Source organism: Staphylococcus sp. GDY8P67P, from assembly GCF_017892545.1.
In the GTDB taxonomy this organism is placed as follows: Bacteria; Bacillota; Bacilli; order Staphylococcales; family Staphylococcaceae; genus Staphylococcus; species Staphylococcus ureilyticus.
Window position 1 is genome coordinate 25705 of sequence record NZ_JAESLH010000021.1, and the last position, 11588, is coordinate 37292.

General features: G+C 32.5%; 13 protein-coding genes. 10 read left to right on the forward strand and 3 right to left on the reverse strand.

From position 1 onward, the window contains the following. Positions 1–129: 129 nt before the first annotated feature. Positions 130–1059, reverse strand: coding sequence for a DMT family transporter (locus KA833_RS07845; RefSeq protein WP_046207302.1), 930 nt, complete (start codon positions 1057–1059; stop codon positions 130–132). Positions 1060–1311: 252 nt separating this feature from the next. Between KA833_RS07845 and KA833_RS07850 the strand changes: the two genes are divergently transcribed. Next, positions 1312–1560 (forward strand): hypothetical protein, encoded by a 249-nt coding sequence (locus KA833_RS07850; RefSeq protein WP_046207303.1) that lies wholly within the window; start codon positions 1312–1314, stop codon positions 1558–1560. Positions 1561–1751: 191 nt separating this feature from the next. Here KA833_RS07850 and KA833_RS07855 read toward each other — a convergent pair whose 3' ends face one another. Next, positions 1752–1970, reverse strand: coding sequence for a DUF2922 domain-containing protein (locus KA833_RS07855; RefSeq protein ID WP_046207304.1), 219 nt, complete (start codon positions 1968–1970; stop codon positions 1752–1754). A 14-nt stretch (positions 1971–1984) separates the two neighbouring features. Further along, complete coding sequence (sroA, locus tag KA833_RS07860; RefSeq protein WP_046207305.1) at positions 1985–2191, reverse strand: sigS mRNA-stabilizing protein SroA; 207 nt, start codon at positions 2189–2191, stop codon at positions 1985–1987. A gap of 146 nt (positions 2192–2337) precedes the next feature. On the opposite strand from sroA, the gene KA833_RS07865 reads away from it, so the two are divergent. The 9 genes from KA833_RS07865 to KA833_RS07905 all read left to right on the forward strand — a co-directional run bounded on the left by KA833_RS07865 (position 2338) and on the right by KA833_RS07905 (position 11218). Then, a complete protein-coding gene (locus KA833_RS07865) occupies positions 2338–2889 on the forward strand; it encodes a tyrosine-type recombinase/integrase (RefSeq protein ID WP_046207306.1) in 552 nt (183 codons plus the stop codon). A 23-nt stretch (positions 2890–2912) separates the two neighbouring features. Further along, complete coding sequence (locus tag KA833_RS07870) at positions 2913–5309, forward strand: DUF4040 family protein (RefSeq protein ID WP_210127989.1); 2397 nt, start codon at positions 2913–2915, stop codon at positions 5307–5309. Continuing rightward, entirely contained in the window at positions 5296–5721 is a 426-nt protein-coding gene (mnhB2, locus tag KA833_RS07875; protein WP_019468412.1) for a Na+/H+ antiporter Mnh2 subunit B, read from the forward strand. Before KA833_RS07870 ends, mnhB2 begins: the two co-directional genes overlap by 14 nt. Next, the gene (gene mnhC2, locus KA833_RS07880; RefSeq protein ID WP_019468411.1) at positions 5718–6065 is read left to right on the forward strand and encodes a Na+/H+ antiporter Mnh2 subunit C; all 348 of its coding nucleotides are present in this window, start codon (positions 5718–5720) and stop codon (positions 6063–6065) included. Before mnhB2 ends, mnhC2 begins: the two co-directional genes overlap by 4 nt. Continuing rightward, positions 6055–7557, forward strand: coding sequence for a Na+/H+ antiporter subunit D (gene mnhD2, locus KA833_RS07885; RefSeq protein ID WP_210127991.1), 1503 nt, complete (start codon positions 6055–6057; stop codon positions 7555–7557). The genes mnhC2 and mnhD2 overlap by 11 nt, the downstream gene beginning before the upstream one ends. Further along, a complete protein-coding gene (mnhE2, locus tag KA833_RS07890; protein ID WP_040029960.1) occupies positions 7557–8039 on the forward strand; it encodes a Na+/H+ antiporter Mnh2 subunit E in 483 nt (160 codons plus the stop codon). Before mnhD2 ends, mnhE2 begins: the two co-directional genes overlap by 1 nt. Further along, positions 8036–8338, forward strand: a complete 303-nt coding sequence (mnhF2, locus tag KA833_RS07895) for a Na+/H+ antiporter Mnh2 subunit F (RefSeq protein WP_046207309.1) — start codon at positions 8036–8038, stop codon at positions 8336–8338. The genes mnhE2 and mnhF2 overlap by 4 nt, the downstream gene beginning before the upstream one ends. Next, positions 8313–8762, forward strand: a complete 450-nt coding sequence (locus tag KA833_RS07900) for a Na+/H+ antiporter subunit G (RefSeq protein WP_046207310.1) — start codon at positions 8313–8315, stop codon at positions 8760–8762. The genes mnhF2 and KA833_RS07900 overlap by 26 nt, the downstream gene beginning before the upstream one ends. A gap of 404 nt (positions 8763–9166) precedes the next feature. Beyond that, positions 9167–11218 carry a cation:proton antiporter gene (locus tag KA833_RS07905; RefSeq protein WP_046207311.1) on the forward strand — a complete coding sequence of 684 codons (2052 nt, stop codon included), beginning with the start codon at positions 9167–9169 and terminating at the stop codon, positions 11216–11218. The last annotated feature ends 370 nt before the right edge of the window (positions 11219–11588 follow it).

Genomic DNA, 11588 nt, shown 5'->3' on the forward strand with positions numbered 1-11588 from the left:
GCTACAACAAATTAATTGTTTTAGCCTCTCATTATTAAGTTCACCGAACCATTGCTATTATTGCAGGTGGCACGACATAATCATTTTAAACTAAATTAACTACTATCCTTCATCTTAAGCTGTTATGACTTAAAATAATCTTAAAAGCACTATGCCAATCATCATGGCGATGATTCCAACGACTTTTCGTTTCGTAATTTTATTCACATATGTGCCTAATAATCCAAAGTGATCAATAATTATGCCCATTAACATTTGACCTAACATCACAATAATTGTTGTTAAGGCAGCACCGAGATGTGGCATCAATATAATATTAGTAGTGACAAAAATCACGCCAAGAACACCACCAATGAAATAAATTGGTTTTAATTTACCTTTGTGCTGATTGTACGCCGTCATTTTAAGCGTTCTATTAAAGAGCAAAGTTAAAATGAATAATGTTATGGTACCAATCGCAAATGAAATTAAAGATGCTAAAATCGATGAATGTAATTGTTGACCTAATGCGCTGTTAATTGCGGTCTGTATTGGTGGACAAAAACCAAATATGAAACCGATAATCAACCAAATGTATACTTGCGTATTCATGTTTTTATCTTTCGGGTTGCTACGCACATAATTCATAAGTATAATTCCGAGCATTAAAAAGAGAATGCCAAGTACTTTAAAAATAGTAAAAGGTTCAACATCTGCGCCAAACCAACCAAAAGTATCAATTGTAACGCCCATAATAATTTGACCAGCAACTGTCATTACGACGGTTAAAGAGGCACCTAATCTTGGCAACAATAATAAATTTCCTGTAAGAAAAATAACGCCTAATATACCTCCGACAAACCATATGTAACTCAATGACTGATTCGTATAAAAGTTAGTAGTAAAGACATGTGGATTGGTAACTAAATTGATTAAGATTAAAAAGATGGTTCCAGTAGCAAACGAAATTGTAGATGCATAGAATGAAGATTTCGTATAAAGACTTAATCTTGAATTAATCGAAGTTTGAAAAGGAACAACCATCCCAGCTACAATTCCCACTAAATATAAAAAAATCATTAAATCACGCTTTCTCCTAAGATAATTATATTATATAGGAAAGGTGTGGATTTTCCTATGCTCATTTCTATTTATCGAAGAGAAGAAAAGTATAAAATAATGTACACAATTAATGAAATATAATAAAATGCTTATGTTGATGTTATAATAAAAAGAAAATTATTAAATTGAAATTAAACATCAAGACCTATAAAAATTAGTAAGATGAATTTTTGATGGTTTAAAAATATATAGAAGTGGTGACAATTTACATTGAAACAACTTTCGATCATACGCTTATTAGATGAAGAGACTTTTTTTATAGGTGCGGGAAGTAATGAAGGTATTCAAAAAGAACAATTTATTGAAGTATTAAATCCTAGAAAATCATATAAGAATCTTGCTCAAGTGACAGAAGTTTTTGGTCAGTACGCAATGTGTAAAAAATTAGGGAAAAGTAAAATTTTTTTCGGTGATACTGTTAGGCTAAGACCGCTTAGAAACAAAAGTAATCATCGATAATATAGTATATGTGGCAAACAGCGAATACAATTTGATTCGTTGTTTTGTCACTTTTTTTATTTAAAACAAACGAGCAGCCTCATGTATAGGTACATAGGGCTGCTGCTATTGCTTGTGTAATTTGCTTACATCAACTTTTTGTGACTATTCTACTTCACTAGAAAATTGTATATGTTTCAAAAATAATTGATTTAGTTTTCAAAAATTAATTTTGTAGATTTATCTATGATTTGTGCAGCTCGTACTGTTGTAGGGATTCCCGACTTAGGGCGTAAGATATCTAAAGCAATTAATTTATTCATTCCATCTTTAACCGTACTTTCATTGATGAAATGCTCTATTTTGGGTAATTGTAATTTAATGTCTTTGTTAACAGCATCATTGAATATAAGTTCTAACGTTTGACTCATAGTGTTTAACCTCCTTAATTAACTGTTTCAGTTTTGATGATTTCTACTGTTTCAAATTTTTCGCCAGTGATTTGTTCGATGATAGATTTAAAACTTTTAATTTGATCCGTTGTTGCTTGCGTATTCAGATTTGCGAAGTGACGTTTAAACTGTGTGGCTTTTCCATCTTTGTCATATGTTAGACGCGACATAGTGACGGCTAAGTGACTGATTTGATTCATTTGTCCAACCTCCTTTCACTATATATATCGTTGTTTAATTTTAAATAGGTTAAAAAAATTTGAAAAAATTAGACAAAATACTTTCATGTGACAAAAACATGATATATCATTAAATATGCAACATTAATTAATTCAGAGGTGAATTTATGAATCAAGTAGATCCTATTAGGAATACTAATGAGATAAAAGCGATGTATGAGGTTTTAAAAGCCAAATCCATGCGTGATTATCTATTGTTTAAGTTTGCGATACATACTGGTGTGAAACTTTCCTCATTATTAAATTTAAATGTAAGTGATGTAAAAATAGAGGATGATGATATCAAACACTATTGGGTAGAGATGCATGCACCTAAAATTCAAATTAGGTTACCAGAAACTTTGAGAAATGAATTAATGACATATATATCAGAACAACAATTGAAGAATGATGAGTTATTATTTCAGTCTAATAGGACATTGAAAGGTCTATCCCGACAGCAAGCTTATCGTATTATTCATCTTGCTGCAGAAGATTTAGGGATGTTACATATTGGTTTGACGACGTTGCGTAAAACATTTGCATATCATGCTTATCAATCGGGTATTTCAATATCGATTATTCAAAAGTACTTAGGACATCAAACAACTTTTGAAACGATGAAGTTTATAGGTATTTCTACAAAAGCTAGCAAAACAACGATTGCTTTAAATTTGTAAATTATAGTTAAAGGGGGTATAGGATGAGTTTAGTTTATTTAATGAGTGCTATTGTTTTAATTATGATGGTACTTTTGCTCACAATGACGAAACGAAGTTTTCATAAATTTGCTGGGCCAATCGCTTTAATAGCTCCGATCATTTCTTCTGTTTACTTTCTATGGCAATTGCCACAAGTAATGAAAGGACAATTTGTAGCAATTAAAATCCCTTGGCTTACATTATTGGATATTAATATAGATTTTAGATTAGATGGATTAAGTTTATTTTTTAGTTTGTTAATATCACTCATTGGTCTAGCAGTATTTTATTATGCTACACAATACTTATCAAAAGAACATGATCATTTACCACGTTTTTATATATATATCTTGTTATTTATGTTCAGCATGCTGGGTATTGTTACAGCAAATAATACAATTTTGATGTATGTATTTTGGGAATTGACGAGTGTATCATCTTTCTTACTCATTGCCTATTGGTACGGGAAAGGTGCAAGTCAATTTGGCGCTATCCAATCATTTATGATTACAGTTTTTGGTGGTCTTGCACTATTAACAGGTTTTATCATGATTTATATTGTTACGGGTACAAATTCTATTACATCGATAATGGCACAAAGTGATAAAATAGCGGATAGTCAGTTGTTTATACCGATTATTATCTTGTTGCTTTTAGGTGCATTTACGAAATCAGCACAATTCCCGTTCCATATTTGGTTGCCAAAAGCTATGGAAGCACCGACACCCGTGAGTGCTTATCTACACTCTGCCACAATGGTAAAAGCAGGTATATTTTTACTATTTAGATTCACACCTGTTTTAGGGCTAAGTGACTTTTATATTTATTGTGTTACTTTTGTTGGTTTGATAACGATGATTTTTGGGGCAGTTAATGCTACGCGACAATATGATTTAAAAGGTATTTTAGCTTATTCTACAATCAGTCAACTAGGTATGATTGTTTCTATGGTCGGTCTCGGTGGTGGCTTTGCACAACATACGACAGGTGAACTGTCTAAAGTATATAGCCTTATTCTCTTCGCTGGACTTTTCCATTTAATGAATCACGCATTATTCAAAGGTGCCTTGTTTATGGGTGTCGGCATCATTGATCATGAAACTGGTACAAGGGATATACGTCGATTATCTGGATTAAGAAAAGTACTGCCAATTACGCATGTAGTTATGTTACTTTCAGCTTTATCTATGGCTGGTATTCCATTTCTTAATGGCTTTTTAAGTAAAGAAATGTTTTTTGATGGTTTAGTAAGTTCATATCAATTACCACAATTTAATATCATTTTAACAATTATTATTGCAGTAATAGGCGTGGTTGCTAGTATTTTCACGCTCATTTATGCAGTTTACATGATTAAGGAAGTTTTTTGGGGAGACATTAAACATAATGATTCACCAGTACAAAATCCTCATGAACCATTTCTATTTACGCTACCTTCTGCAATTATGATGATTTTGTTGCCGATAGTGTTTTTTGTGCCAAATTTATTTGGACATCATATTATTTTACCGGCATTACGAAGTATCACAATTGGAGAAAAAGTAGATGCTATTGCACCGCATATTTCACAATGGCACGGATTTAATTTACCGCTATTGTTAAGTTTTATTGTTATTGTTGTAGGTTTTATAGCGGCGCTTAAAATTGATTGGAAAAAACAATCTGAAAAAATTAGAGTCAAATCTATAACAGATGTTTATTTAGACTCATATAAGCAATTTGAAAATTATTCAGGGTACAGTATTCGTACATTGATGAATAACCGTTTGAATCATTATATTATATTAACGTTAGCTGTTTTCATTATAGTTGTTGTTTATGGCATCATCCAAGCTGGTTTTCCTGACGTTAAACAGATACATGTCAGTGAATTCGGGCCGTTAGAAATCATCACGTTAATTGTTGTTTTTATTTTAGGTATTGCTTTAACGTTTATTCGTCAACGTTTAACGATGGTAATATTAAACGGTATTATTGGTTATTGTGTAACGATATTCTTCATTTTAATGAAAGCACCAGACTTAGCATTGACACAATTAGTGGTAGAAACAATAACTACAATATTGTTTATTGTTAGTTTTTCACGCTTACCAAACGTACCACGCTCAAAAGTTCATAAGAAACGAGAAGCTGTTAAAATTATCGTTTCATTGATGATGGCAGTTACTGTAGTCACGCTTGTCTTCATTGCACAACAGGGTGAAACGATGCCAACGATTTCAACTTTTTATCATGATGCATATAAACTGGCAGGTGGTAAAAATATTGTAAATGCGATTCTTGGTGATTTTCGTGCTATGGATACTTTATTTGAAGGTATGGTATTAATCATCGCTGGATTGGGTATCTATACATTACTTAACTTTAAAGAACGGAGGGGTCAAGATGAAAGAGAATGATGTAGTCTTACGAACAATTACTAAAATTGTTGTATTTATATTGTTAACGTTCGGGTTCTACTTATTTTTAGCAGGACATAATAATCCTGGTGGTGGATTTATCGGTGGACTTGTATTCAGTTCTGCATTTTTACTTATGTTCTTGGCCTTCGACGTTAAACAAGTATTAGTCGCCTTACCACTTGATTTTAGGATATTAATGATTATCGGTTCATTAGTATCATTTGCTACTGCTGTGATACCAATGTTTTTTGGTAAACCGTTCCTTTACCAAACCGATGCATATGTCCAATTGCCTATATTAGGTGAAGTACATTTAACGACTGTGACACTTTTTGAAGCGGGTATTGTATTAGCGGTCGTAGGCGTTGTTGTAACAGTGATGCTATCCATAAGTGGTGGTCGCTCATGAATTTGATATTGTTAATGGTGATTGGCTTTTTAATATTTATAGGAACGTATATGATATTATCAGTCAATTTAATCCGTATCGTCATAGGTATTTCAATTTATACACACGCAGGAAATTTAATTATCATGAGCATGGGACGCTATGGTAAGAATATGGTAGAACCGCTTATTGGTGAAGGGAGTAAAAACTTCGTAGATCCGTTATTGCAAGCTATTGTATTGACTGCTATTGTGATAGGTTTTGCTATGACTGCATTTTTACTTGTACTCGTATATAGAACGTATCGAGTAACTAAAGAAGATGAAATTGATGTGTTAAGAGGTGATGACGATAATGATGAGTAATTTGTTAATTCTGCCATTACTTCTTCCAGCAATTTGTGCACTTGTACTCGTGTTTATCCGTACACATAGCAGATTATCAAGAATTTTTTCAATCGGCACAATGTCTATTACGACAATCATATCTTTATTGTTGTTGATTTACGTTATGAAACATAAGCCAATTGCTTTAGATTTTGGTGGTTGGAAAGCGCCTTATGGTATTCAATTTGTTGGTGACTCATTGAGTTTACTCATGGTCACGACATCTAGTTTTGTCGTTACGTTAATTATGGCGTATGGTTTTGGTAGCAGAGAAAAAAGAGCAATTCGCTATTACTTACCGAGTTTTATTCTGTTTTTAACAGTAGGCGTTATTGGTTCATTTTTAACTGCAGATTTATTTAATATATATGTTATGTTTGAAGTAATGTTGCTCGCGTCGTTTGTGTTAATTACGTTAGGACAATCAGTAGAACAATTACGTGCAGCGATTATTTACGTTGTACTTAATATTTTAGGTTCTTGGTTATTATTATTAGGTATCGGCTTACTATATAAACTTACTGGCACCTTAAACTTTGCTTTAGTAGCGCAAAGATTAACTGAGATGCAGGGTGAAAGTTCAGTAGTAATTATTTCAATGGTATTTTTAATTGCATTTGGTGCAAAAGCTGCGCTTGTATTATTCATGTGGCTTCCAAAAGCATATGCTGTTTTAAATACTGAATTAGCAGCATTATTTGCGGCATTAATGACAAAAGTCGGCGCTTATGCCTTGATTCGTTTTTTCACATTGTTATTTGATGATTATAGTGGTATTACACATCCACTATTGGTTGTCTTGTCTTGTATCACGATGTTGATTGGCGCATTTGGTGTCTTAGCTTATCGAGATATTAAAAAAATTGCGGCATATCAAGTGATTCTTTCTATAGGTTTTATTATTTTAGGTCTAGGTTCAAATACAATTTCAGGTGTCAATGGTGCTATTTTTTATCTTACAAATGACATTGTTGTGAAAACTTTACTATTCTTTATTATTGGTAGCTTAGTATATATTACTGGTTATCGACAATATAAAAATTTATATGGTTTAGCTAAAAGAGAACCATTCTTCGGTGTGGCATTTGTGGTAATGATTTTGGCCATTGGCGGTGTTCCTCCATTTAGCGGTTTCCCAGGAAAAGTGTTTATTTTTAAAGGTGCTGTTGAAAATGGTAATTATATAGGCTTAACTTTGATGATTTTAACTAGCCTGATTGGTATGTTTAGCTTGTTTAGAATTTTCTTCACAATGTATTTAGGTAATGCTGATAAAGGTGAACATATAGACTTCAAACCAATTCCTAAATATCGTAAAGGTTTGATTGGTATCCTTGTAGCCGCAATTATTGGTATGGGGCTGGCAGCTCCACTGATTTTCAAAGTAACTGACAATGCTACCCATTTAAACATGGATGATGGATTATATGAAAAAATGGTCAATCCTCATTTAGTGAAGGAGGAGAAATAATGAGACAAGTCTTACTTAATATGGTCATTGCATTTTTATGGGTGTTATTTCAAGATGAAGAATCATTTAAAGCTTCTACCTTCTTCTCAGGTTATCTTATTGGTTTAGTCGTTATTTATATCCTACATCGTTTTTTTGGCCAACAATTTTATTTGAAAAAGGTTTGGGTAGCATTTAAATTTTTAACGGTATACTTATATCAGTTAATTACATCAAGTATGACAACAATCAACTACATTTTATTTAAAACGAAAGACTTAAATCCTGGTTTAGTTAGGTATGAAACGACTTTAGAAACTGATTGGGAAGTTTCATTTTTGACTATTCTAATTATCATTACACCGGGTTCAACGGTTATTAGAATTTCAAAAGAGAGAAAAAAGATTTTTATCCATGCAATTGATATCTCTGAAAAAGAAAAACAGAAACTGCTTAAAAGTATAAGACAATATGAAGGACTCATATTGGAGGTGGCAGAATGATCGAATCACTGATAAATTTCTTTATTACAAGTTCAATTATTTTATTTGGGATAGCACTTATCTTAACATTGTTTCGGTTAGTAAAAGGACCGACGACAGCTGATAGGGTGGTTGCATTTGATACTGCTAGTGCTATATTAATGTCAACTGTCGGTGTGTTAAGTGTTGTCTTTGGTACCTTTTCTTTCTTAGATTCTATCTTATTGATTGCGATCATTTCGTTTGTAAGCACCGTTTCTATTTCAAGATTTATAGAAGGGGGGCATGTCTTTAATGCAAATAACAAGCGAAATCGTTAATTTAATTGCAGCTTTTATGATGTTTTTGGGTAGTATTATCGCTTTAATTAGTGCGATCGGTCTGATTAAGTTCCAAGATGTCTTTTTAAGAAGTCATGCCTCTACGAAAAGTTCAACATTATCAGTATTGTTAACACTTGTAGGTGTTGTCATTTATTTTATTTCTTCACAAGGTTATTTAAGTGTTCGGATGATTTTGGCATTGGTATTTATCAATTTAACATCTCCAGTAGGTGGACACTTGATATCAAGAGCGGCATACCGAACGGGCGCTTATATGTACAGGAAAAGTGATGCACCTAAACAAACAAGTATCTTATTAAGCGCTTCAGAAAATGATACATTTGAACAATTGAAAAAGCGTGCTCAAATACGGGAAGAGCGTAGACGTAAAATGAATGAAAAAGATCAGGATATGTATTAAATTAAATAAATCAGTTATTTAAGCATCTATTTATTTGCTTGAAAATAACTGATTTGGAAATTATGTATTTGATTAAGCGGGTTGGAAATCAAAGTTAAGTTTGATTTCCAACCCGCTATTTCTATATATGATGTTATTTGATTGGCATCGTGGTGTTTGTAGAATAACAAAATTTTATCATTGTTGAAGTGCAATACATTTTAGCGTCTGCTAAAAAAATGATAAAATTATATATATTTGTAATTGTGTTAATGTTAAAAAGTACATATCTGACAAATATCATTGTTCATACAAACAAAGATATGAAAGAGTTTGAGACACAATATGTTCATAAATAAAACGATTGTATTTTTGTTTCAACCTCAGCAATTATGAAAGTTTAAATGTTGAAAAGAGGTGAAACCATGCAAATATTTGAAACAATACTTATATTTTTAGCTGTAGTAATCGCAAGTTCTTTAGTTCATATTTTATTACCTAAAATCCCTTTAGCTTTTATACAAATTATACTCGGTATGTTACTGTATATTACCCCAGTTCCCGTCGAATTCCATTTTGATTCAGAATTATTTATGGTTGCTCTGATAGCACCGCTATTATTTGTTGAAGGTGTAAAAGTTTCTCGTGTACATTTAAGACGTTATATCAAACCTGTTTTAATGATGGCATTAGGTCTTGTAGTAACCACAGTAATCGTAGTTGGTTTATTTGTGCATTGGATTTGGCCCGAGTTACCGTTAGCTGCTGCGTTTGCGCTAGCCGCAATCTTATGTCCAACTGATGCCGTTGCTGTTCAAGCAATTACGAATGGTAAAGTACTCCCTAAAGGCTCTATGACAATTTTAGAGGGTGAGTCATTATTAAATGATGCCGCTGGTATCATATCTTTTAAAATTGCTGTAGCTGCATTGATTACGGGTGGCTTTTCAATGGTGAATGCTGTTGAACAGTTTTTAATATCTTCTATTGGTGGATTTATTGTAGGTTTAATTATTGGCGTGGCACTTGTTAGGTTTAGAGTATCACTTTCTAGAAGAGGTATAGAAAATATAAATATGTTTACGTTTATACAACTTGTGACGCCTTTTATTACATATCTCGTTGCTGAAATGTTTCATGCGTCAGGCATTATTGCAGCTGTAGTAGCAGGCTTGGTTCATGGGTTTGAACGTGACCGTATTGCACAGGCACGTACTAGATTACAAATGAGTTATAACCATACTTGGAATATATTGGGTTATGCATTAAACGGTTTTGTTTTTTCCATTTTAGGATTTTTAGTTCCAGAACTTGTTGGCAGAATTATAGAAAATGAACCCCATAATTTTATTTTTCTAATTGTAGTCACAGTTTTAATTGCTTTAGCAATTTATTTATTTAGATTTTTATGGGTGTTTGTTTTATATCCTTATTTTTATTTACCAATTAGCCCATTCCAAAAAATACTAACGAATTATGAAGATAATACGAAAGTCACAGAGAAACCACCGAAACGTGGTATGTATGCTTTTATTATGACATTGTGTGGCGTACACGGGACAATATCTTTAGCGATTGCTTTGACATTACCTTATATGTTGGCTGATCATCATTCTTTCGTATTTAGAGATGACTTATTATTTATCGCATCCGGTATGGTCATTATGAGTTTAATTATTGCACAGGTTTTATTACCTATTGTGACACCTAATGCGGTTCAACCAAAGCAACACGGTATGAACTTTAAACAAGCACGGGTGTATATTTTAGAAAAAGTTATAGAACACTTAAATAAATTATCCTCTGAAGAATCAAGTTATTTATATGGAAATGTTATCAAAGAATACCATGACAAATTAGCATTTCTTAAAACTGTTGAGAACGAAGATGAAAATACTAAAGAGTTAGAACGATTACAAAAAATTGCTTTTGATGTTGAAAATAATACGTTGAATAGTTTGGTATCTAATGGCGATATAACAACAAATATCCTAGATAACTATATGCGCTATGCGGAACGTACTCAGGTTTATAAACAATCATCTCTCATTCAACGTATTAAAGTTGAAGTGAAAACGTTTGTCTTAAAAAGTAGAATTAAAACAAAAGTGAGAACAAATGCAGCTTCCTCATTATCAGTGATTGAAAACTTGAGAGAAATTTCTAATGTTATGAGAACAGTGCATTATCGTGTAGTCAGTCGTTTAGGTAAGGAAACAACTGAAGCAAATAAATTAGAAGTTGGTATGATTTGTGATAGTTATTTAATGAGAATAGAAAACTTAACGCCTTCTAATTTCTTTAATCCAAAAAGTGAAACTTCAATTACTAAAATTAAATTGGGTGCACTTAGAGAACAGCGTCGTGTTTTGAATGAACTTTCTGAAGATGAAGAAATTAGTGAAGTTACTGCGCTAAAATTACGTGAAGCGATTAATTATGATGAAATGATTATCGTAGATAGTTTAACAGATTAAAGCGCATAAATTAGCAAGTTTAATTCCTGCTTAAATAAAAGAAGTCATGAGTTACCTCTTCTTTTCAAGTTTTAAGGGAATGAGCGACGATATCTAATTTTATTAAACAGATGTCGTCGTTTAACCCGACAACGATGGTATTAAGGATTACCTGAGCTGTTGCTTATGCATAAGCCCCACTAACCCAACAAGTTGGGAAGTGGTTTTAAGGATTACCTGAGCTTCTGCTCATGCATAAGTCCCACTAACCCAACAAGTTGGGAAGTGGGACTTTAAATTTTTAGTTCATCATCTACTGTCAATATGAAATGAGGTTGGTACGCATTGATTATGTACCAGCTTCTTTTTTATGCTCATGCATAAGTCTTAC